The 21,428-nt window shown below is 63.1% G+C and carries 17 protein-coding genes; 7 read left to right on the plus strand and 10 right to left on the minus strand.

Translation table 11 applies throughout. From position 1 onward, the window contains the following. The 3 genes from PBR20603_RS08250 to ubiG all read right to left on the minus strand — a co-directional run bounded on the left by PBR20603_RS08250 (position 1) and on the right by ubiG (position 5,530). On the minus strand, positions 1 to 3,990 hold the full coding sequence (locus PBR20603_RS08250) for a DUF748 domain-containing protein (protein ID WP_174977843.1): 3,990 nt from the start codon (positions 3,988 to 3,990) through the stop codon (positions 1 to 3). A gap of 117 nt (positions 3,991 to 4,107) precedes the next feature. Beyond that, positions 4,108 to 4,830, minus strand: coding sequence for an HAD-IA family hydrolase (locus PBR20603_RS08255; protein WP_150559070.1), 723 nt, complete (start codon positions 4,828 to 4,830; stop codon positions 4,108 to 4,110). 1 nt (position 4,831) lies between these two features. Next, positions 4,832 to 5,530, minus strand: coding sequence for a bifunctional 2-polyprenyl-6-hydroxyphenol methylase/3-demethylubiquinol 3-O-methyltransferase UbiG (ubiG, locus tag PBR20603_RS08260; protein WP_150559071.1), 699 nt, complete (start codon positions 5,528 to 5,530; stop codon positions 4,832 to 4,834). A 444-nt stretch (positions 5,531 to 5,974) separates the two neighbouring features. Here ubiG and PBR20603_RS08265 point away from each other — a divergent pair, with 444 nt between their 5' ends. Next, positions 5,975 to 7,273, plus strand: a complete 1,299-nt coding sequence (locus PBR20603_RS08265) for an efflux RND transporter periplasmic adaptor subunit (protein ID WP_150559072.1) — start codon at positions 5,975 to 5,977, stop codon at positions 7,271 to 7,273. Positions 7,274 to 7,301: 28 nt separating this feature from the next. Beyond that, on the plus strand, positions 7,302 to 10,445 hold the full coding sequence (locus PBR20603_RS08270; RefSeq protein ID WP_150559073.1) for an efflux RND transporter permease subunit: 3,144 nt from the start codon (positions 7,302 to 7,304) through the stop codon (positions 10,443 to 10,445). Positions 10,446 to 10,501: 56 nt separating this feature from the next. Here the strand turns inward: PBR20603_RS08270 and ald are convergent, their stop codons facing one another. Both ald and PBR20603_RS08280 read right to left on the minus strand, forming a co-directional pair. Then, positions 10,502 to 11,635 carry an alanine dehydrogenase gene (ald, locus tag PBR20603_RS08275; protein WP_150559074.1) on the minus strand — a complete coding sequence of 378 codons (1,134 nt, stop codon included), beginning with the start codon at positions 11,633 to 11,635 and terminating at the stop codon, positions 10,502 to 10,504. A gap of 113 nt (positions 11,636 to 11,748) precedes the next feature. Continuing rightward, positions 11,749 to 13,035 (minus strand): D-amino acid dehydrogenase, encoded by a 1,287-nt coding sequence (locus PBR20603_RS08280; RefSeq protein WP_150559075.1) that lies wholly within the window; start codon positions 13,033 to 13,035, stop codon positions 11,749 to 11,751. A 104-nt stretch (positions 13,036 to 13,139) separates the two neighbouring features. Here PBR20603_RS08280 and PBR20603_RS08285 point away from each other — a divergent pair, with 104 nt between their 5' ends. Next, positions 13,140 to 13,628 (plus strand): Lrp/AsnC ligand binding domain-containing protein, encoded by a 489-nt coding sequence (locus PBR20603_RS08285; RefSeq protein ID WP_150559076.1) that lies wholly within the window; start codon positions 13,140 to 13,142, stop codon positions 13,626 to 13,628. Between the two features lie 111 nt (positions 13,629 to 13,739). Here PBR20603_RS08285 and PBR20603_RS08290 read toward each other — a convergent pair whose 3' ends face one another. The 5 genes from PBR20603_RS08290 to PBR20603_RS08310 all read right to left on the minus strand — a co-directional run bounded on the left by PBR20603_RS08290 (position 13,740) and on the right by PBR20603_RS08310 (position 18,675). Continuing rightward, a complete protein-coding gene (locus PBR20603_RS08290; RefSeq protein ID WP_246174481.1) occupies positions 13,740 to 14,927 on the minus strand; it encodes a PA0069 family radical SAM protein in 1,188 nt (395 codons plus the stop codon). Positions 14,928 to 15,118: 191 nt separating this feature from the next. Beyond that, positions 15,119 to 16,051, minus strand: a complete 933-nt coding sequence (locus PBR20603_RS08295; protein WP_150559077.1) for a Rossmann-like and DUF2520 domain-containing protein — start codon at positions 16,049 to 16,051, stop codon at positions 15,119 to 15,121. 9 nt (positions 16,052 to 16,060) lie between these two features. Then, positions 16,061 to 16,510, minus strand: coding sequence for a TM2 domain-containing protein (locus PBR20603_RS08300; RefSeq protein WP_150559078.1), 450 nt, complete (start codon positions 16,508 to 16,510; stop codon positions 16,061 to 16,063). A 9-nt stretch (positions 16,511 to 16,519) separates the two neighbouring features. After that, positions 16,520 to 17,332: an META and DUF4377 domain-containing protein gene (locus tag PBR20603_RS08305; protein WP_150559079.1), complete on the minus strand. Its 813-nt coding sequence runs from the start codon at positions 17,330 to 17,332 to the stop codon at positions 16,520 to 16,522. Between the two features lie 188 nt (positions 17,333 to 17,520). After that, the gene (locus PBR20603_RS08310) at positions 17,521 to 18,675 is read right to left on the minus strand and encodes a PQQ-dependent sugar dehydrogenase (RefSeq protein ID WP_246174513.1); all 1,155 of its coding nucleotides are present in this window, start codon (positions 18,673 to 18,675) and stop codon (positions 17,521 to 17,523) included. 252 nt (positions 18,676 to 18,927) lie between these two features. Here PBR20603_RS08310 and rpsP point away from each other — a divergent pair, with 252 nt between their 5' ends. The 4 genes from rpsP to rplS all read left to right on the plus strand — a co-directional run bounded on the left by rpsP (position 18,928) and on the right by rplS (position 21,286). Then, positions 18,928 to 19,179, plus strand: a complete 252-nt coding sequence (rpsP, locus tag PBR20603_RS08315; protein ID WP_017234865.1) for a 30S ribosomal protein S16 — start codon at positions 18,928 to 18,930, stop codon at positions 19,177 to 19,179. Between the two features lie 131 nt (positions 19,180 to 19,310). Continuing rightward, positions 19,311 to 19,961: a ribosome maturation factor RimM gene (gene rimM / locus PBR20603_RS08320; protein ID WP_246174482.1), complete on the plus strand. Its 651-nt coding sequence runs from the start codon at positions 19,311 to 19,313 to the stop codon at positions 19,959 to 19,961. Positions 19,962 to 20,021: 60 nt separating this feature from the next. Continuing rightward, positions 20,022 to 20,792 (plus strand): tRNA (guanosine(37)-N1)-methyltransferase TrmD, encoded by a 771-nt coding sequence (gene trmD, locus PBR20603_RS08325; RefSeq protein WP_150559081.1) that lies wholly within the window; start codon positions 20,022 to 20,024, stop codon positions 20,790 to 20,792. A gap of 104 nt (positions 20,793 to 20,896) precedes the next feature. Further along, positions 20,897 to 21,286, plus strand: a complete 390-nt coding sequence (rplS, locus tag PBR20603_RS08330) for a 50S ribosomal protein L19 (RefSeq protein ID WP_150559082.1) — start codon at positions 20,897 to 20,899, stop codon at positions 21,284 to 21,286. The last annotated feature ends 142 nt before the right edge of the window (positions 21,287 to 21,428 follow it).

Raw genomic sequence — 21,428 nt, forward strand, 5'->3', positions numbered from 1 at the left:
TCACTTCAGCGCGAAGTCCACTCGCGTGGTCGCCCCCTTGTCCTTGATGCCGTCTGCGTTGACCTTCGGCGCCACCACGAACAGCCGGTCAGACGCAATCTTGCCGTCCAGCCACGACCGCACGCGTTGTGCCCGTCGCTCCGCCAACGCCCGCAGATCGTCGTCGCTCACCTTGACGTTGGTCGCCAGCAGCTTTTCCATTTCGTCGTCCGGCAGCGATTTGGCAAACCCGATCATGTTGCGCGGTTTGGCAAAGTCGGCCGCCTTGTAAGCCGCCGTCAGATACTTGCTGCGCTCTTCCGGACTCACCGTCACGCTGTCCACGTCGACACTCTCACCCTTGCCGACCATCGATTTGACCTTCTGCGCCTTGATCGCGCGCTCCACGGCCACATTGCGCAGACCATCGGTGTCCTTCGCCGGATCGACGCGGCCCTCGATATCCAGCTTCAGCGCCGTGCGATCGGTCAACGCCTTCACCAGCGTCTCAAGCCGTTTCTCGCTCTCGGGCGTCAGACGCGCGCTGCCCGGTGCGAACTCCACGTAGCCCAACTCCTGATCGCCGCCGCCGAACGCCGACGCCAGCAAGCTGAACGGCGCCGTTACCGCCTTGACGATCAGATTCACGAACGCGCGGAAAATCACGCCACCCAAACTGAACTGCGGATCGTCAAGGGAACCGGAAATCGGAATGTCGACATCGATCTCGCCCCGCGAATTCTTCAGCAGCGACACCGCGAGCCGTACCGGCAGATTCGTGGCCGTCGGACTTTCCACCCGGTCACCGAACGTCAACTGATCGATGAAGATGTGATTGTTCGCCGTGAGCTTCGCCTGATCGAGCAAGTAGTGCACGTCGACCGTGAGCTTGCCCTTTTCGATGGGATAGCCCGCGTACTTCGTGGAGTAGGGCGTGAGATTGGTCAGTTCGATGCCGTCGGCCTTGGCCCCCAGATCCACGAACGCCATCGGCGCGAGCGGATTGATCTTGCCGTTGATGTCGATCGGCGCATTGCGGTTGACTTTGCCTTGCAGCGCCACGTCGGCCGGCTCGGTCGTCGCCGTTCCGAACGCACCAATGCGCCCGCCAATATCCGTCAGATTGGCCGTGTAGTTCGGCTTGACGAAGTTGTCGGTGAAGTTGATATTCCCGCCTTGCAGCGTGATACGTCCAATGTGCACGTCCGCAGGCAACGCCTTGCCGGCACCGTAGCCCGGGCCGCGCTGCACCGTAGTCTCACCCGGCTTCTGCTCCTTCTTCTCCACTTCCGTCGGCTGCCCGGCTTCGACCGCCGAGGCGGCCGCATCGAGCGGCGGCTTGGCCGCGGTGCCACCGAGCGGCACGCCTTCGTTGGCGCGCGTCAGCGACCGGGGTGCGGCTTCCTTGTTACCGACCACATCGGCCAGATTCAGACGCCCGTTGGCATTGATGATCAAACGTGCGTAGAAACGCGACAACGCAATGCTGCCCAACTGCACGTTCGGCTTGCCGCTGCCCACCGCCAGATTGATCTGCTGCACCGATAGCGCGTTCCAGCGCATGAAGTCGTCCGTCGTCACCTTGTCGAGCAAACGGACATTGCCCAGCGTTGCATCGCCACGATACGTCGCCTGCGGGGTTTCACCCTTCATGGCAAACGTGGCACGTCCGTTGCTGGAGAGCAGGGCACTCGCAATACTCGCGTTCAGTTGATCGCTCATGTAGGAGTCGAACGCTGCCAGATCGAGCTGCTGCGTCTTGATCTGAAGGTCGGCTGCGAGCGGTTGCGGCGTGACGTTGCCGGCCACGTTGAGCGAACCCTTCTTGTTGAGCGTGCCATTGACGTCGAGCTGCAACGGTTTGCTCATGTCCTGTGACGCGCCTTGCACCTTCACGTTCAGCGGTGCGAACTTCGCATTGATCGGACGGCCTTTGACGTCGCGGTCTTCGAATCCGATGCTTGCATTCTCGAGCGCCACCTTGCCGACCTTCCATTGCCAGCCACCAGCGCTCGGTTGCGACGCTGAAGCCGATGCCTTGGCGGAAGTCCGGCGACCCCGTTCCGTGCCGGCACGAGGGTTAGCGTCTTGGCCATGGCGTGCGGCGGCCTTGGGCTGACCGTCCCCGGTCAGGGCGAGCAGGTTGATCTTGCCGTCCTTGTCGCGTCGTGCCGACACATCGAGTCCGCTGACGATGACCTCGTCGACGACGGCTTGCCGCGCGCCCAGATCGAAGCGGGAGAGTTTGGCCTCGGCCTTGGCGAGCTTGAGCGGTGCGTCCCCTTTTTGCCCGGTGAGCCACTCGATCTTCTCAAGCGTGGCCGTGGCCGGCGCGATCTGCACGTTCGGCTGCTTGTCGGGGGCAAAGGCCGCATTGAACTTGGCCTGCGCGCCAACCGTACCGCTCTTCAGATTGCCCGCGAGTGCGCCTTGCGCGAAAGGCAGCAGCGGCGCGAGGGCGATCGACTGAGCATCGAGTTCGCCGCTCGCGTTGTACGCGTTCAGGCTGAACTGGCCATGCGCCTTGAGCGAACCGCCGCTCTGGATGCCGAGCGACGCGTCATACGTCGCGGGGTCCTTGCCCAGCGTCGAGAACTGCTTCACGCCGATCTGGATATTTTCCAGCGACACGCTTGCCGGTTTCGCCCCACGTTCGTCGGTGAAGCGCACCTTGCTGTCGACGAGCGAGATGTCGCCAATCAGCAAGTCGAGCGGTGCGGGCTGGGCCGCAGCCTGGGCTTTCGCTTGTGCGGCCTCTGCTGCCGAAGCAGGGGACGCAGGTTGCGCGGTCTGCTGGGCCGGGACCTGCGGTGCTCCCTTTGCAGCCTCGCTGCCCTTCGGTGACGCGGCGGCCTGGTCGACCGCCTTGCCTACCGCCTTGATGACCGTACGTTGCGGCAGCAGCGCCTTCTCGACGTTGATCGCGCCGCCTTTTTCCAGCGTGACCTGCTGGTCGAGACCGTCGATCCGAACACTGTCGATGTGATAGACGTTGTTGAGCGGCTCCACCTTGCCCAGCTTCACGTCGACCTGTTTGACGGCGACGAGCGGTGTGCCGTCCGGCTCGACGACCTTGGCATCGGAGAGAGCCGCCGTGCCGGTGAGCAGTACGTGATTGCCATCCTTGTCGCGCGTGAAGTGCAGCTTGAGATCGGTGCTGACGCTGGCGCTCTTGATCTGCGCGGGTACCGTGACCGGCGAATAATCGAGGTACTTGGGCACGTCGAAGCGGTCGAGCTTGATGTCGACCGTCGATTCCAGTGAATCGGCGAACGGCTTCGTCTGACCCGAAATATGCAGCGGTGAACCGTCGATGGACGCCTGCAGCAGCGGCTGCACGAAGATGTCGGTGTCGGCTGGCAGGTTCGCGATGAACGGCACACCGACTTGCAGATTGTCGATGACGTGCTTTTCGTTCTGCACTTCATCGTCGAAGCGAATCGTGCCGTTCTTGATCTGCACGTTGTTCAACGCAAAGCGCGCGGGCTTGGATGGCTCGGGCGAGGGCGGTCCGGACGTCGCGCGATCGATGATGTCCGAGAAGTTGAAGCGTTGCGGCGCGGTGCGCACGATATTGACGACGGGCGTGTCGACGTAAAGCTCGTCGACGACCGGTGCGAAGCGGAACAGCGAACCCCATGAAGCGTTCACGCGCAACATGCCGACATCCACGAACGGCTGTCCCGGAGTCTTGTCGCCGATGTGCACCTGATGCAGATCGAGGCGCAGCGTGTAGGGGTTGAAGCTGACGTCGCCCACGCTCACCGGCCGTTCCAGATAGGCCGAGAGCTTGTCGACGGCGTAATGCTTGAGGACGGCCGGCACCGTGAAATAGCCGACGACACCGAACACGGCGATGACGCCAACGGCCCACAGACTGGTTTTGCGCGCGCGACGGCGTACCTCGGGGTCGCGTCCGAGCCGCTGTGCGCGGGCGAGGCCCTGCTGCAGGCGGGAGTCGCCTGAGGGAGATTCAGAAGTTGGTTTGCGATCGTTCGCTTGCTCGGCCATGCGGTCTCCCGTAAGTCGCCAGTGAAGCATGCGCCGCGCCTCTATTGCGCGGCGGGACAGACCCGGGACCGGCCGCTACGGCGGCGGCCCTGTCCCGGCAGGCAATGGGGCGACTGTTCAGGCCGACGACATCACCAGCGGGGCGATCGCACCCGCGCGTTCGACGACCGCATCGGCTTGCCATTGGGCAGGGGCCAGCGCGTCGCCGCAATAACCGTAAGCCGCTGCGACGGTTGCCATTCCCGCCGCTTTGCCCGCCAGAATGTCGCGCAGGTCGTCGCCGACATAGACGATCTCCGCAGGTGCGACCCCGATGCGCTCGGCTGCGTATAACAAAGGCGCCGGGTGCGGCTTGCTATGAGGCGTTGTGTCGCCGGATACCACGCATGCGGCACCGTCGGCGAGCCCGAGCAAACTGACGAGCGGATTGGTCAGGCGTGCCGCCTTGTTCGTGACGATGCCCCACGGCATGCCGCGTTCGACCAGGGCCGCAAGCAGCGCGGGAATCCCGTCGAACAGTTGACTCTGCACACACAAGGCAGCTTCGTAGTTGGCGAGAAACGCGTCGCGCAGCGAGGGGAATGCCGCATCGTCAGGACCAACGCCGAACGCACTGCCGATCAAGCCGCGAGCGCCGTGCGAGGCCTGCAGGCGCAGTGTCTCGTAAGGACCCGGCGGCAGGCCGCGGTCGGTACGCACCTTGTTGACTGCGGCGACGAGATCCGGTGCCGTGTCGGCCAGCGTGCCGTCCAGATCGAACAGGACAGCACGCACGTTGCCGTTGAGCAGATGCGGCGCGCTGCCAAGGGAGGAGGGCACTCGGGCGGGGGACTCGAACATATCAGGCATCGCGTGTGCACGCGATCATGTAGTTGACATCCGTGTCGCGATTGATCGCGTAACGCTTGCTCAGCGGGTTGTAGGTCATGCCGCGCAGATCGCGTACCGTCAGGCCGCTTGCGCGGGCAAACGACGCGAGTTCCGACGGGCGGATGAACTTGGCGTAATCGTGCGTGCCGCGCGGCAGCATGCGCAGCACGTATTCGGCACCGACCACAGCCAGCAGCCAGGCCTTCGGGTTGCGGTTGAGCGTCGAGAAGAATATGTGACCACCCGGTTTGACGAGCGTTGCACAGGCGGCCACGATCGATGCTGGCGACGGCACATGTTCGAGCATTTCCATGCAAGTCACCACGTCGTACGTGCCCGCATCGCGGGCGGCGAGCGCCTCGGCGGAGATTTCCTCGTAATCGATGGAGAGGCCAGCTTCGAGGCTGTGCAGATCTGCCACGCCGAGTGCTTTCTTCGACAGGTCGATCCCCTTGACGCGCGCACCCTGGCGGGCCATCGATTCGGAGAGGATGCCGCCACCGCAGCCAATATCCAGCACGCGCTTGCCTTGCAGCGGCACGTGTTGCTCGATCCAGTCGAGGCGCAGCGGGTTGATCTCGTGCAGCGGCTTGAATTCGCTGTGCGGATCCCACCAACGGTGGGCCAGTTCACTGAATTTATTGAGTTCTTGCGGATCGGCGTTCATCACTTGCTCATGGACATTGACGGCTCGGGGCAGGCAGGATGCTGCGCGGCAGCGCGCGCCCGTGTACCGGGGTTGACCGGTGGGTGCCGTCGAGATGGGGCAAGTATAACGAAGTGAGTGCGCCCATGTCCAAAGCGCGAGGCGTGGCGCGGGCCCGCAGCCAATTCGTCGCACATGCTGCGCCGGTAAAACAGACGTTTGGAATCCACGGAAATACCCCTCGTGCAGGCATGGCGCGAGCATGGCAGCCCGCTGTCAGTCACATGGCAAAGCCTTGTTTGGGCAGGGAAAATGCCGACTGCGAGCCCCGCGCAGATGCGACACACTCGGGGGCAAATCCCGCCATCGGGCCGGAACGATATCGTGTCTGTCGCGGCGCCAGACGGCGCCGGCCGCCGCTGCGACAGGGCCCAGGCCATTCCGGATCGGACTCCCCAGGGAGGCGTCATGACGCAACCCACGGCGCAAGACAATTCCGGCCCCGCGCCCGACGACTTACGCCGGCCTGGCCCGTGGCGTCGCAGGCGCTGGCTCACGCTCGCCGCATTGATCATCGTTGCGCTGCTGATCTGGCGGTGGGCCGCACATCGCGCGCCACCGCCCGTGCTCCCGCCTCCACCCGTCGCCGTCGTCTCGACAGTTGTCACGTCTGCGGACTTGCCGCGTTACGTCATGGGAATTGGCACCGTGCAGGCGACAACGTCGGTCACCGTGCGCGCGCGTGTGGACGGCCAGATCGAAAGGGTGGCGTTCGCCGAGGGGCGAGACGTGAAGGCGGGTGATCTGCTGGTGCAGATCGACGCGAGGCCGTACCGCGCACAGCTCGAGCAGGCGCGTGCCACGAAGGCGCGCGACGTCGCGCAGCTTGTCAACGCGCGTCTCGATCTACGGCGCTATCAGACTCTCGCGGCACAGGGCGCATCGCCCCAACAACAAGCGGATACGCAGGCGGCGCTCGTCAAACAGCTTGAAGCTGCGGTGCTGACCGATCAGGCGCAAATCGACTACGCGGCGGTGCAACTCGATTACACGACGATCCGGTCGCCCATCGACGGACGCACCGGGGTGCGGCTGGTCGATGTCGGCAACATCGTGCATGCAGCCGACGCGAGCGGCATTGTCATCGTCAATCAGATCGATCCGATTACGGTGCTGTTTACCTTGCCGGAAGACACTGTCGGGGCCGTGAATGCCGCGATGCAGGCGGCGGGCAATGCCGGGTTGGCGGTCGATGCCTTTGCGCGAAACGGCGGTGAGCGGTTGGCGTCAGGCAAGCTCACGCTCATCAATAACCAGATCGACAACGCGAGCGGTACCGTGCAACTCAAGGCGACCTTCGCCAACGCCAGCCATCGACTGTGGCCGGGCCAGTATGTCAATGCACGGCTAACGCTTGGGGTGATGCCGCGGGCCGTCGCGCTCGACGCGTCGGTGGTGCAGAACGGTCCTGGCGGGACCTTCGTCTACGTGGTGAACGAGCAAGGCAAAGCGGCGGTTCAACCCGTCAAGGTCGGGGTTACGCAGGGCACGCAGGCCATCATCGAAAGCGGCCTGACGGCAGGCACGCGTGTGGTCGTCGACGGGCAACTCAAACTGCGTCCGGGGACGCCGGTCACGGAGGCGCGCAACGCTTCCGGGAGAAGCTCGGGAGGGCCTCCGGCAATGACTCGTGACGGCGGGGCGATGCCGCCACCTGCCTCGTCGGCGGGCAGTCCGTTCGGCGCGTCGGGTCGTGCAGGCCGGTAGCCCGCTCGCAGACCCAGCGCACTCACCCATGTCCATCTCCGCCACGTTCATCAAACGGCCCATCGGCACATCGCTACTCGCTGCCGCGCTGTTTCTGATCGGTGTGGCCGCGTGGCCACTGCTGCCGGTCGCGCCGTTGCCGCAGGTCGATTTCCCCACGATTCAGGTGTCCGTCACGCTGCCCGGCGCCGATCCGTCAACGATGGCGTCGAATGTCGCCACGCCGCTCGAGCGGCAGTTCTCGCTGATTGCGGGTCTTACGCAGATGACGTCGGCAAGTGCGCTCGGTACCACGTCGATTACGTTGCAGTTCGACTTGAATCGCAGCATCGATGCGGCCGCTGTCGACGTACAGGCCGCCATCAATGCGGCGGGCGGACAGTTGCCGAGCAACCTGCCAAGTCCACCGACATACCGCAAGATCAATCCGGCCGATTCGCCAATTCTGATCATGTCGGTCAAGTCGGACACGTTGCCGCTCACCGTCGTCAATGACTACGCGGACAACGTGCTTGCGCAGCAAATCTCGCAGATCGACGGCGTGGGGTTGGTGAACATTGGGGGCGTGCAGAAGCCTTCCATCCGCATTCAACTGGATCCGGACAAGGTGGCCGCGCTAGGACTCGATCTGGAGAGCACGCGAGGCGCGCTGGTCAATGCGACGGTCAATGCGCCCAAGGGAAGTTTCGATGGGCCGCGGCAGAGCGTGACGGTCTACGACAACGGTCAACTGCTCGATCCCGCGCTTTGGAACGACGTGATCGTCGCCTATCGCGGCGGGGCGCCTGTGCGCGTACGCGATCTGGGACAGGCGGTGGCCGGGCCGGAAAACGCGCGGTTTGCGGGCTGGGCATTTCGCGGGGCTGCCATGCCGGAGGGTGAGACGCTCAAAAGCGGGCGCTCGGTATTTCTGGCGGTGACAAAGCAGCCGGGCGCCAACGTCATTGCCACGGTCGAGCGCATCAAGGCGGCGCTGCCGCGTTTGCAGGCATCGATTCCCCCCGCCGTCGAGGTGAATATCCTGACCGACAGAACGCAGACGATCCGGGCGTCGGTGGAGGACGTGGAGTTCACGCTGGTGCTGACCGGGGTGCTGGTGGTGCTGGTGATCTTCCTGTTCCTGCGCAATTTGCCCGCTACGCTGATCCCGGCGGTGACGGTGCCGCTCGCCATGATGGGAACGGCGGCCGTGATGTACTTGATTGGATTCAGCCTCGACAATCTGTCGCTCATGGCGCTCACGATCTCGGTGGGCTTCGTCGTTGACGACGCCATCGTGATGCTGGAGAACATCTACCGTCACGTGGAAGACGGAATGCCCCCGATGGAGGCGGCATACCGCGGGGCAGCCGAAATCGGCTTCACCATCGTGTCGATTTCGGTCTCGCTCGTGGCCGTTTTCATCCCCCTGTTGCTGATGGGCGGGATCGTCGGCCGGCTCTTCCGGGAGTTCGCCATTACCGTGACGCTGACCATCGCCATCTCGGTAATCGTTTCCCTGACCCTGACACCGATGCTGTGCTCACGGTTCTTGCGGCATACGCCTGCAGAGCGGCACGGCCGCCTGTATCGATGGTTCGAGGCTGGCTTCGGGCATATGCAGAACGGGTATCGGCGCGGCTTGCAGGTGGTGCTGGCGCATCAGTTCGCGACGCTGCTGGTGTTCCTCGCGACGCTCGCGTTGACGGCCGTGCTCTACATCGTGATTCCCAAGGGGTTCTTCCCGCAGCAAGACACGGGGTTCGTATTCGGTTTCGCGGAGTCTGCCCAAGATACGTCGTTCACGTTGATGAGTGAGCGCGTGGTTCGTGTCGCGGATGTCGTGCGTCAGGACCCCGATGTGTTGAGCTTTGTCGCCAACACCGGTAACAACACCGCCAATACCGCCAACTTCTTTATCAATCTCAAGCCCAAGGCGGCAGGGCGTACGCTGTCTGCCGATCAAGTCATTGCGCGATTGCGACCCAAGCTCGCGCAACTGGAAGGTATCAATCTGTTCTTGCAGGCGGGGCAGGATATCAACGTCGGCGGGCGCCTTGCGCGCACCCAATACCAGTACACGCTGACCGACGCGGATATTAACGAACTCAACCACTGGGCGCCCCTGCTGCTCGAACGGCTGCGCCGGTTGCCGCAACTCACGGACCTTGCGACCGACCAACAGAGCAACGCGGCCACCGCGACGCTGACCATCGACCGCGACCGGGCGTCGAGCTTCGGCATCTCGCCTGCGCTCATCGAGGCCACGCTATATGACGCCATCGGGCAGCGACAGATCGCGCAGTACTTCACACAGATCAACAGCTATCACGTGGTCATGGAGGTCACGCCGGCCTTGCAGGCCGATCCGGCGCTGCTCGACAAGCTCTATCTGATGTCGCCGACGACGGGCAATCGGGTGCCGCTCTCCACGTTCGTACGCATCGACCGTAGCAAAACCAATTACCTGCTCATCAGCCACCAGAGCCAGTTTCCGGCGGTGACGCTGTCGTTCAATCTCGCGCCGGGCGTGTCGCTTGGCGAAGCCGTCGATGCCATTCGCCGTACACAGGCGCAGATGAATCTCCCACTCTCGCTCAACAGCAGCTTTCAAGGAACGGCGCAGGCGTTCCGCGACTCGCTGTCGACCCAGCCATACCTGATTCTGGCGGCGCTGGTCGCCGTGTATATCGTGCTGGGCCTGCTCTACGAGAGTTATATTCATCCGCTTACGATTCTCTCGACACTGCCTTCGGCCGGGGTCGGTGCGCTGCTGATCCTGATGCTCGGCGGCCACGATCTGAGCGTGATCGCCCTGATCGGCATCATCTTGCTGATCGGGATCGTGAAAAAGAACGGGATCATGATGGTGGACTTCGCGCTGACGGCCGAACGCGATCATGGGCTTTCGCCGCAGGAGTCGATCTATCAGGCATGCCTGCTGCGTTTCCGTCCGATCATGATGACGACGATGTGCGCATTGCTCGCGGGACTGCCGCTGATGCTCGGCACGGGGGCGGGGTCTGAGTTGCGACGTCCGCTAGGGTACGCGATGGTCGGTGGGTTGCTACTGTCGCAAGCGCTTACGCTGTTTACAACGCCTGTCATCTACCTTTATCTCGACCGGGCGAGTCTCTGGTTCCGCGAGCGCAAGGCGCGTCGAGTGCAGCAGGACACGCGAACGCCGGAGTGAAGCGGGAGCGGCGCCGGGGATGAAGTCGTTCGGCGCCGCGCCAACGTCCGGCGAGGTTACGCTGCGGCCGGCACGCTCGCCAGCACGGCATGCGGGTCGTGATAGACCAGACCCAGCGCGTCGGCAACGCCTCGGTTGGTCACCATGCCGCGCGCCACGTTAAGCCCGGCGAGCAGATGCGGGTCGGCAAGCATGGCGGCGACCGGTCCGTGATCGGCCAGTTGCAGGATGAACGGCAACGTCACGTTGTTCAGGGCGAACGTCGAGGTACGCGGCACACCGCCCGGCATATTGGCCACGCAATAGTGGACAACGCCGTCCACCACGTACACCGGATCGGCATGCGTCGTGGCGTGCGATGTCTCGCAGCAACCGCCCTGGTCGATCGCCACATCGACAATCACCGAGCCCTTGCGCATCAGGCCGAGCATCTTGCGGGTGACGAGCTTCGGCGCTGCCGCACCCGGAATGAGCACGCCGCCGATCACGAGATCGGCTTCACGCAGATGGGTTTCGATGGCGTGCTGCGTTGAGTAGACCGTCTGCACGCGGCCACCGAACTGCGCGCTGATGCGGCGCAACGCATCGACCGATTTGTCGACGACCGTGACCTGCGCCCCGATGCCCACCGCGACCGTTGCCGCATTGGTGCCGACGACGCCGCCGCCCAGAATCACGACCTTGCCTGCTTCCACGCCCGGCACGCCGGAGAGCAAAAGCCCCAGTCCGCCATGCGTCTTCTCGAGGGCAGTGGCGCCGGCCTGGATCGACATGCGGCCCGCCACCTCGGACATGGGGGCGAGCAGTGGCAGACCGCCGTTCGCAGACGTCACCGTTTCATAGGCGATGCAGGTAGCGCCGCTCTTGATCAGGTCACGGGTCTGGTCGGGATCGGGAGCCAGGTGAAGATATGTGAAGAGCGTGTGATGGGGACGTAACCGGGCGCGCTCGACCGCCTGAGGTTCCTTGACCTTGACGATTAGCTCGGCGCGGTCGAATACGTCGACAGCATTGGCGGCAATGCGCGCTCCGGCGCCAACGTAGACCTTGTCATCCATGCCAATGCCTGCACCGGCCTGAGTTTCGATCCACACTTCGTGCCCGCGTGCCACCACTTCGCGTACGGCTGCGGGCGTCATGCCTACGCGGTATTCGTGGTTCTTGATCTCCTTCGGTACACCGATTTTCATGATGCGTCTCCTTTGTTGTGATGGGGCAGCAAAAAACGAGTGCTTCTCATGCAAACCGCAAACATGTCGGCGGCCCAAACAAAAAACGGCACCCGAAGGTGCCGTTTCCAGGGTCAGGCAAAGGCTGGTTGGGCCTGCGCCTCGGACGCGCCGCTGTAGCGCGCCACCGATAGATCGTCGGCCAGAATCGCCGGCCTGCGCCCTGACATCAGATCGGCCAGCAACTGGCCCGAACCGCAGGACATTGTCCAGCCCAGTGTGCCGTGCCCTGTATTCAGGAACAGATTGCGCTGGGCAGTGGCGCCGACAATCGGCGTGCCGTCCGGGGTCATCGGGCGCAGCCCGGTCCAGAACGACGCTTCGGCCGTGTTGCCAGCCCCCGGATACAGATCGTTCACCACCATTTCCAGCGTGGCGCGGCGTGCCGGATTGAGTGTCTTGTCGTAACCGACCACTTCGGCCATGCCGCCAACGCGGATACGGTCGTCGAAACGGGTGACGGCGATCTTGTACGTTTCGTCGAGCACCGTCGACACCGGGGCGCGGGATGCGTCCACGATCGGCACGGTGATCGAATAGCCCTTGAGCGGGTACACGGGAATGTCGACGATGCCGCGCAGGAACGGCGTGGAGTATGAGCCGAGCGCGACGACGTAGGCGTCAGCGCGCTGCATCATGCCCGCGCAGACAACGCCTTCGATCTTGTCGCCGGCGACTTGCAAACCGTCGATCGGCATGTCGTAGCGGAATTTCACGCCGAGGGCCTCGGCCATTGCCGCGAGACGCGTGGTGAACAACTGGCAGTCGCCCGTCTCGTCGTTCGGCAAACGCAGTCCGCCAGTGAGCTTGTGCGACACAGCCGCCAACGCGGGTTCTGCGCTGGCAAGTGCCGCGCTGTCGAGGAGTTCGAACGGCACTCCCGCCTCTTCGAGCACGGCAATATCGCGCGCGGCGTTCGCCAGTTGCTCCTCGGTGCGGAACAGTTGCAGCGTTCCCGCCTGACGGCCCTCATAGGGAATGCCGGTCTCGGCGCGCAGTGAACGGAAGCAATCGCGGCTGTACTCGGCGATCCGCACCATGCGTTCCTTGTTGACGGCGTAGCGCTCGGGGGTGCAATTGCGCAGCATCTGATAGAGCCACTTGAGCTGCGTGAGCGTACCGTCCGGCCGGATGGCGAGCGGGGCGTGCTTCTGGAACAGCCACTTGATGGCCTTCGTCGGAATGCCCGGTGCTGCCCACGGGGAGGCGTAGCCCGGTGAGATCTGGCCAGCGTTACCGAAGCTGGTCTCGAGTGCCGGACCGGCCTGGCGATCGAGCACCGTGACGTCGTGCCCGGCCTTCGCCAGGTAATAGGCGCTGGTTACGCCAATGACGCCGCTGCCGAGAACGATGACCTTCATTGCGTTGACTCCTGTAAAACTATAGTTATCCAGTAATAATTCGCATGCTATTCTCGGATTGCTAGGTTTAGTTAATGTATATGAGCGGAATTCAGGAATAAATCATGCGAGTTCAGCAGCAATCGATCCGTACGCTGGATCGCCTCGACCGGCGCATCCTGACGTTGCTTCAGCAGGACGGCCGGATGTCGATGAAAGATCTCTCGGAGCAGGTCGGTCTGTCGATCACGCCGTGCATCGAGCGTGTGAAGCGCATGGAGCGCGACGGCGTGATCATGGGCTACTTCGCCCGGGTGAATCCGGCAGCGCTTGGGGCGTCCTTGCTGGTATTCGTCGAGATCACGCTGGACCACAAGTCGGGCAACATGTTCGATCAGTTCCGCCGGGAGGTTCTGCGAATCCCGGAGGTGATGGAGTGCCACCTGATCTCCGGGGACTTTGACTACCTGATCAAGGCACGCATCCGGGAGATGTCCGAGTACCGCAAGCTGCTCGGCGACATCCTGCTGCAGTTGCCGGGTGCTGTGCAGTCGAAGAGCTACGTCGTGATGGAGGAGATCAAGGAGACGCTCACCATTCACGTCGAGGAGTGAGCGGAGCGGTGCGACAGGCGGCGACGGCTGTGCGATACGCCGGTCTGTTGGCAATTGCGGCTTCGCCGCGTGCGTTGTCGCGACGTTCGGGTATGCGCCTGGGCGACCGGATTAGAAGAGTGGCATTTGCGGGTCAACATTACCGGCAGCGTCGGTCTGCCCTTGTCGTTGACCGGCAGGTGCCGGCTGCCGACGTGAATTCATTGCGCTTCGTCCGCCGTCAACGGTGGATGCCGCAGGCTCCGGGACTTTGAACTGATCGTTGCGCAATGGCGGTCTGGCCTGATTGAGTCCCAATTTGCGGGCTGCGAGATGGAAACGCTGACGGATCAACTCGGCGTGCAAACCCGCGCCTCGCATACGTGTGCCGAATTCGGAACTGTTGTGTTTGCCGTCGCGCACCTGCTCGATCAGGCTCATGACGTGGCGTGCCCGCATCGGGTAATGGACTTCCAGCCAGTCGACAAAAACGTCGTGAACCTCACGCGGCAGTCTCAACATCACATAGGCCGCGTACGTTGCGCCGGCCTCCGCCGCGGTCGTCAATACCCGTTCGATGTCGAAATCGGTCAATGCCGGCACGATCGGCGCCACGATAACCCCGGTCGGTATGCCTGCCTCAGTCAGCTTGCGTATGGCTTCGATGCGGCGCGAAGGCGTATTGGCGCGCGGTTCCATTTTGCGGGCGATGTCGGCATCGAGCGTGCCCACTGAAATGAAAACGCGGGCCAGCCCACGTTGCGCCATGCGCGACAGGATATCGATGTCCCGTGTGACCAACGCCGATTTCGTCGTGATACCGACCGGATGGCCGAAGCGCTCCAGCACTTCGAGCACGCTTCGCGTGATGCGGTACTCGCGCTCGATGGGTTGATACGGGTCGGTGTTTGCGCCGAGTGCGAGCAGGGCGGGTTGATAGCCGCGTTTGCGTAGTTCGGCGTCGAGACGCTCGGCGGCATTGTGCTTCGCATAGAGGCGTGTTTCGAAGTCGAGTCCCGGGGACAGCCCGAGGTAGGCGTGCGTGGGGCGTGCGAAGCAATAGGTGCAACCGTGTTCGCAGCCTCGGTACGGGTTGATCGAACGATCGAACGGGATGTCTGGCGATTGGTTGCGCGAGATGATCGTCCGAGCGTTCTCCAGCGCGACTTGCGTCACGAACTTGACCTCACATTCTTGGGCCGCGTCTGATTCATGGCGCGTTTCGTCGCTTTCGCGGCGGAACTCGGAATAGCGGGATTCGAGATTGGCGGTGGCGCCCCGGCCTTTGCGCGACGGGGGCGGCGCGAATGAGGAAGCCATGGCTCGTCTCCTTGGTGGCTGTCGGGGGCACGAATGCGGGGCATCCGCGAGGGATGCGGGTCATTATACTGTGTTTTTATACAGTATTCGAGCGGGAGACAAGCATGCTTGCAATCGGACTGGAATATGCGACGGATTGGTCCTGGCGCGTGGCCTCGGCCTGCTGGACGTGCTGGAGACGCTATGTGCGCTTAAGCGCCGCTTTCCGGCGGAAAGGGAGGCAAATAGGGGGCGATGGCGTGTGCGATGGCGTCGAGCGCGGCGTTGTCCGCATTCGGCCGTTGACGAGCGAGGTGAATGGCGCGAAGCGTGAGGAGCGAGTACAGCGTGGCGTGATTGCCGCCCAAAGAAGCAAGCGCTTCCGTGTGACGCGCGACGATCCCGGCATCGCCGCGCGATACCGGGCCGGCAAGTGCGCCGGAGAGCCCGCGCTCGCGAGCTGCGTTGAGGGTACCCATGACGAGCGGCCACATCGCTTCCTGCGCGTCGTTTTCGGGCATGCCGATCGCTTTCCACAACTGGGTGGCTTCGTCGAGCAGGCAAAGCAGAAAACTGGCGGCATAGTTGGCGCCTGCGTGATAGCGCATTCGCTGACCGGGCGGGATCGACAGGGCACGGCAGCCGATGGCGCCGGCAAGGCCATGCAATGCACCGTTCAGTGGTGCGTCAGCTTCAATGGTGACTGCACTGCCGGACATGCGCGCCGCGTCGTCGTCAAGTCCCGCGAAGAGAAACAGCGGATGGAAGCCGCCGATCTGCGCACCATGCTGCGCCGCAGGGGCGAGCAACTCGACCTCGGACGCGCCGCTGCAATGCACCAGCGCCTGACCGGTCTGCGGGGTGAGATGCGCGGCACACGTGGCGATGGCATCGTCGGGAACCGTCAGGAAAACCAGATCGGCGTGCGAGAAGACCGTATTCATGTCTTGCGCCCGGTGAATCGGCAATGCCTCGCAACCCGGCAGCGCAGACGCGATGCGCTGCGCGGCCTCGACGCGCCGGCTGGCGACTGCTGTCACGCGATAACCAGCACGGTCGGCGGCGCTCGCAAGGGCGCGAGCGACGCGGCCGGCACCGATGAAACCCAGTGTCGGCCGGTGGGGGGTGGCAGCAGGCGTTGTCACGGCGGCGTGTTACTGCGACAGCCGGTTGGGCGTGTCGTGCGTTTCGAAATAGGTCTGAAACGCAACGGCGAGGCCGACCATCATCGACATCGCACCGACGAACAGCGACACGCTGACAATAATGACGGCGATCCAGCCCGAATGCGATTTATGCCCAGCGCGGCTGTTGAACTGGGCATCCCAGCGCTCGTCGGGACGAAGTCCGTAGACGATGGCTGCGAGGAACGCCGAGAAGAGCGAGATGGCGCCGAGAATCGTGAGAATCCACCCCGCAGGCGAACGCAGTTCGCTTGTCACCAAAAGCGCCCAGCCTGCCACGCCGCATGCCGATCCCACGATATGGGCCCAGCCGAAGCGGTCTCGCAAACCGTACAGATAGAAGCGATGCAAGCCGAGCGTGCCGAACAGCATGGCCAGGCCGGCGGTCAGGGTCTTGGATTTGTAGGCGACTGCGTTCATCTGGAATGGTTATCGGGCAGGCGTTTCGCGAATGACTTCGACGAGCGTCCAGCGCATGCTCGAAGCGTCGGCGGGCGGATTGGCGACAGGTTCGCCGTGAATTTTCACGCGGTATTCTACGCCGGGCTTCCACTCGAATCCATCGATGTGGGCATACCAGAGTTCCCACTGCGATTTGCCGGAATCGTCGGCATTGCGCACGCGCAGACACTTGCGCGGCGCGACGCCCACGCAATCCGCCATTTGCGAATCGACATCGATGACGCGGTCTTCCGTCTTGACGGCGGCGCCGGTGCTTGCGACCGGACGATTGAGCAACGTTTGCGACGCGTAGGTCAGCGTTTCACCGTTCGATGCGCTCAGAATCAACTGCGTGTCGCGGCGTTCGAAGCGAGTGACAAGGGGAAGTGTCTTCAGATAGCGGTCTTCGAACGCCATGGAGTCGGGGCAGGCCATCCGAGTGGCGGCCGGGGCCTTGAGGCTGACGCTTCCATTGGCCGGGCCAACCGTATATTGACCGAAGATCCGGTTGCATCCGCCCGTGCCCGAGAACGCACCCTTGTCGTTAAATGTCAGGTTGATCGTGCGGCCCTCCGGCAGGCTAGGAACGTCGCTCGCGCCTTCCCATTTCACCAGTTGCCAAGTGCCGAGAATATCGGCCGGCGTCGTTGCCGCGGCAGTGGCGCCGGACGTCTCCGATGGCGGCGTGGCGCCGCCTCCCGAGGGGGCGGCACAGCCGGCCAGCATCGCAGCCGGTACCAGCAGGGTCGCCATATATGAAGCAAAGGAGGACGGCAGGAACGAGAGTAGGCGTTGGGTCATGATCTTGTGTCGACGTAGTTGCGAAGGTGGCAGGGACGGCGGAAAAGTCGCGACGGACGAGGGCGGAGATGTCCGAACGGCGCCGTGAGTGCCGTGAAAGATTGACCGGACAGGGAGCGGGACAGTTCCTTGCGTAGTCTTTGCTGCCGGATGACTGAAACGGTGCCCGGGCGGGTCATCAGGATGCCTCACGGTTTCCGGTAGGTGATGCGATAAATGGCACCTGCATGGTCGTCACTGATGAGCAGAGAGCCGTCTGGCAAGGTGAGGAGATCGACCGGACGGCCCCAGACCGATTCGTCGTCACCCAACCAGCCTTGCGCGAATATCTCCTGCTTCACGACATTGCCCTTGGTATCTAGCACGACGCGTACTACCCGGTAGCCAACTTTGCGGCTTCGGTTCCAGGAGCCATGCTCGGCGATAAAGATGCTGCCACGATAGTCCTCCGGGAACTGCTTGCCGGTATAGAACTTCATGCCAAGCGCAGCAACGTGAGCGCCGAGCTTTGCCATTGGCGGTGTGAAGGCCGAGCAGCGCTTCTCCCGTCCGAATTCCGGGTCGGCGACGTCGCCGGCATGGCAGTAGGGGAAACCGAAGTGTTCTCCAACCCGCGTGAGCCGGTTGAGTTCGTCGTCGGGAACGTCATCCCCGAGCAGGTCTCGGCCGTTATCCGTGAACCAAAGGGTGTGGGTCCCGGGTTGCCAGTCGAACCCCACGGTGTTGCGCACGCCGCGAGCGACGACGCGCCAGTCCGTGCCGTCCGGCTTCATGCTGCCGATCATCGCGTAGCGGTTCTCGTCGCGCTTGCAAACATTGCAGGGCGCCCCGACGCCCACATAGAGACGTTGATCGGGGCCGAATGCGATGTACCGCCAGCCGTGATGACTCTCGCTCGGCAGCTTGTCATAGACGACGGCCGGTTTGCCGGGATTGTCCAGGCGGTTCTCGATGTCGTCGAGTTTGACAATGTCCGACACCGCAGAGATATAGAGTGCGCCGTTGCGCATGGCCACCCCCACGGGCATGTTCAACCCGGAGGCCACGGTTCTGACTTTTGCGGCGTAGGCGCGAGACGGGTCAAGCGTGATGGCATAAACGTCGCCTTGCGCCCGGCTGCCGACGAACAGCGTGCCTTTCGGGCCCAGTACCATCCCCCGGGCGCCGGGCACCTGATCCGAGAGGACTTCCACGTAAAAGCCTGGGGGAAGGGTAAGGCGTTCGATGGGAAGGGCGTCGCGTGCGGTCGCGAGTTGGGGCGCGAGCGCTATTGCTGTGCCGATAAAGCGGCCGACCTGACGCGCATATTGAGCGAGGCGACTGACTCGTACGCTGATGCGTATTGGCCTTTGCGGCCGGAGAGGGTGTTGCCATCCATCGAGAAATCGTCGCATGCCGGACTCGCTCCGCTCACAGGATGGGTGCATTGTAGACCAGTGCCAGTGGGGGCCGATGCCCCCCGTATCGCCAGCCTAATCAGGAAGCGACTCGCCGGGATCTAGCCGGTGCCGGGGGAAGTGTTTGTTTTGACGAGGGTTTTGCGCTATAATCACGCGTTTTCTGTCCGAACACTTCTGGATTCACAAGGATTTATTATGGTCGTTATCCGCCTGGCTCGCGGCGGCGCGAAGAAGCGCCCGTTCTACAACATCGTTGCAACCGACTCGCGTAACCGTCGCGATGGCCGCTTCATCGAGCGTATTGGCTTCTACAACCCGGTCGCTGCCGAAGGCACGGAAGGTCTGCGTATTGCTCAAGACCGTCTGACCTACTGGCAAGGCGTTGGCGCACAACTGTCGCCGACCGTGGCTCGTCTGATCAAGCAAGGCGCCAAGGCTGCTGCCTAAGCGCGCTTCAGCTAGTCGAGCTGTACGCATTGCTGTCGGTTTGCCGGCGGCATGAGAATTGAACGGCGGTGCCTGTTCCTGAGTGATCAGGAGCAGGCGCCGCCGTGTGTTCGTCACAACGTTGGATTGGCATGGTTCGTTCCGCTCGACCCGCCCGTGAGCGGGTACCGCTGAAAATCGGTGCTGAGGCACGGCGTGCCGCTGGCATGCGTGCAGAGCAGGTGCTCGCTCCGGTGACCGAAGTGCCCGACGATCTCGTCGAGCTGGGTTATATCGGCGACGCCTACGGCATTCGCGGCTGGATCAAGGTGCAGCCGCACACGGGCAAGGGCGAAGGGCTCTTGGCCGCAGAATGCTGGTATTTCCGTCGTCCCGGCGAGTCCGCCTACACCCAGGCCAACGTGCTCCACAGTCGGGGGCATTCCGGCACGGTCGTCGCGCAGTTGCGCGGCAGCGACAGCCGGACTGCCGCCGAGGCGCTCAAAGGCCTTCAGGTCTGGGTGTCACGCAGTGCGTTTCCGGCGGCTGGCGAAGACGAGTTCTACTGGGTGGACCTGATCGGTGCCCAGGTAACGAATTTGCAGGACGAATCGCTGGGTAAGGTCGTCGGTTTGCTCGATAACGGCGTGCACACTGTGTTGCGTGTCGTCTACGACGTACCCGCCGTCGACGATAAGCCGGCGAAGACCGCCGAGCGGTTGATCCCGTTCGTGGGCCAATATGTGCAGACCGTCGATATCGAGGGTGGGCGCATTGTGGCCGACTGGGGTCTCGATTACTGAGATACCGATTGATCGCCCGGTCGTTGTTGCGTCCGGGCACCTCTGGACGGAACCGGTTTGATGCAGTTTGACGTCGTCACGCTCTTTCCCGAGATGTTTCGGGCACTGACCGACTGGGGCGTCACCAGCCGGGCGCTCAAGCAGTCGCGCTACGGTCTGCGGTTTTGGAATCCGCGTGATTTTACGCACAACAACTACCGCACGATCGACGATCGGCCATATGGCGGCGGCCCCGGCATGGTCATGCTTGCCAAGCCGCTTGACGATGCGATCAGTGCAGCGAAAGCCGCGCAGGCGGAAGCCGGTGTGCCGCGTGGTCGCGTGTTGTTGATGTCGCCGCAGGGCAAGCCGCTCACGCATCGTCGGGTTGTCGAGTTGCGCGAACAGGAGCAGGGACTGATTCTGCTCTGTGGCCGCTACGAAGCGATCGATCAACGGTTGATTGATCGGGTGGTGGACGAAGAGGTCAGTGTTGGCGATTTCGTTTTGTCAGGGGGGGAGTTGCCCGCCATGGCATTGATGGACTCGCTGATCCGGTTGTTGCCGGGCGCGCTCAATGACGCGCAGTCGGCCGAGCAGGACAGTTTCGTGAATGGACTGCTCGATTGCCCGCATTACACGCGACCGGAAGAGTACGAAGGTGTGCGCGTGCCCGACGTGCTGCTGGGCGGGCACCACGCTGAGATTGAAAAATGGCGGCGCCGCGAGGCGTTGACCAATACCTGGCGCAAGCGTCCCGATCTGATCGAGAGCGCGCGTGCCAACGGATTGCTCAGTCGTGCCGATGAGGCATGGCTGGCAAGCCTGCGGGTCGATACGTCGGCCAAGTAGGCAACGGGTGTCGTCATGGGGACGGCATTCGGTTTGAACCCATCCTCTGTCGGGGCCGGCCATGCCGGTATATAACGCCGATACGATGGCACAAGGAGTGGTAAATGAATCTGATCGCCAAGATCGAGCAGGAAGAAATCGCGCGTCTGACCGCGAACAAGACGATCCCCGACTTCGCCCCGGGCGACACCGTGATCGTCAACGTGAACGTTGTGGAAGGCACGCGCAAGCGTGTGCAGGCTTACGAAGGCGTCGTGATCGCCAAGCGTAACCGCGGCCTGAACTCGGCGTTCATCGTTCGCAAGATTTCGTCGGGTGAAGGCGTTGAGCGTACGTTCCAGACGTACTCGCCGCTGATCGCCAGCATCGAAGTCAAGCGTCGTGGTGATGTTCGCCGCGCCAAGCTGTACTACCTGCGCGAGCGTTCGGGCAAGTCGGCACGTATCAAGGAAAAGCTCTCGTTCAAGAGCAAGACCACGGCTGCTGCCGAGTAAGTCGGACGCCGCTACGCCTGACCACCTCGTGGCCGGGCGCAGCCAAAGCCGCATGGAAAAAGCACCCTTCGGGGTGCTTTTTTCATTGTGCCGCACCGCACCGATTCGAATGCGGCGGCGCGTCATCGCTATCGATGGCTGG

Origin of the sequence: Pandoraea bronchicola, from assembly GCF_902459805.1 — a bacterium.
GTDB lineage: Bacteria > Pseudomonadota > Gammaproteobacteria > Burkholderiales > Burkholderiaceae > Pandoraea > Pandoraea bronchicola.

Excerpts from the sequence above, each read along its gene's own strand:
- PBR20603_RS08250 (WP_174977843.1), bottom strand. The coding sequence starts at position 3,990 with ATGGCCGAGCAAGCGAACGATCGCAAACCAACTTCTGAATCTCCCTCA.
- PBR20603_RS08255 (WP_150559070.1), bottom strand. The coding sequence starts at position 4,830 with ATGTTCGAGTCCCCCGCCCGAGTGCCCTCCTCCCTTGGCAGCGCGCCG.
- PBR20603_RS08265 (WP_150559072.1), top strand. The coding sequence starts at position 5,975 with ATGACGCAACCCACGGCGCAAGACAATTCCGGCCCCGCGCCCGACGAC.
- PBR20603_RS08270 (WP_150559073.1), top strand. The coding sequence starts at position 7,302 with ATGTCCATCTCCGCCACGTTCATCAAACGGCCCATCGGCACATCGCTA.
- ald (WP_150559074.1), bottom strand. The coding sequence starts at position 11,635 with ATGAAAATCGGTGTACCGAAGGAGATCAAGAACCACGAATACCGCGTA.
- PBR20603_RS08280 (WP_150559075.1), bottom strand. The coding sequence starts at position 13,035 with ATGAAGGTCATCGTTCTCGGCAGCGGCGTCATTGGCGTAACCAGCGCC.
- PBR20603_RS08285 (WP_150559076.1), top strand. The coding sequence starts at position 13,140 with ATGCGAGTTCAGCAGCAATCGATCCGTACGCTGGATCGCCTCGACCGG.
- PBR20603_RS08290 (WP_246174481.1), bottom strand. The coding sequence starts at position 14,927 with ATGGCTTCCTCATTCGCGCCGCCCCCGTCGCGCAAAGGCCGGGGCGCC.
- PBR20603_RS08300 (WP_150559078.1), bottom strand. The coding sequence starts at position 16,510 with ATGAACGCAGTCGCCTACAAATCCAAGACCCTGACCGCCGGCCTGGCC.
- PBR20603_RS08305 (WP_150559079.1), bottom strand. The coding sequence starts at position 17,332 with ATGACCCAACGCCTACTCTCGTTCCTGCCGTCCTCCTTTGCTTCATAT.
- rpsP (WP_017234865.1), top strand. The coding sequence starts at position 18,928 with ATGGTCGTTATCCGCCTGGCTCGCGGCGGCGCGAAGAAGCGCCCGTTC.
- rimM (WP_246174482.1), top strand. The coding sequence starts at position 19,311 with ATGGTTCGTTCCGCTCGACCCGCCCGTGAGCGGGTACCGCTGAAAATC.
- trmD (WP_150559081.1), top strand. The coding sequence starts at position 20,022 with ATGCAGTTTGACGTCGTCACGCTCTTTCCCGAGATGTTTCGGGCACTG.
- rplS (WP_150559082.1), top strand. The coding sequence starts at position 20,897 with ATGAATCTGATCGCCAAGATCGAGCAGGAAGAAATCGCGCGTCTGACC.